This window comes from Bradyrhizobium uaiense (assembly GCF_010811875.1).
Lineage (GTDB): Bacteria > Pseudomonadota > Alphaproteobacteria > Rhizobiales > Xanthobacteraceae > Bradyrhizobium > Bradyrhizobium uaiense.
Window position 1 is genome coordinate 1 of sequence record NZ_VKHP01001088.1, and the last position, 237, is coordinate 237.

Below are 237 nucleotides of genomic sequence, written 5' to 3' on the forward strand. Positions count from 1 at the left end.
GCGTCGAGAGCGTGTATCTCTGGACCAAGGAGAAGAAGGGCGTGAACCGGCGCGGCGCCGGCCCGATGGATGCTTCACTGTTCGGACGCGGCGCGGGCGAAGGCCTCGGTGTGCATATCTGCACCGGGCCGGTGTTCGTGCGCGGCGCCGAGGAAGGCGACGTGCTCGAAGTGCGCATCATCGACGTGGCGCCGCGGCCCTGCGCCAATCCGAAATATTCCGGCAAGGCGTTCGGCA

The 237-nt window shown here is 67.5% G+C and carries 1 pseudogene; it reads left to right on the forward strand.

The features are described 5' to 3' along the window. Nucleotides 1-237: pseudogene (locus FNJ47_RS48880) on the forward strand (acetamidase/formamidase family protein); the annotation flags it as partial.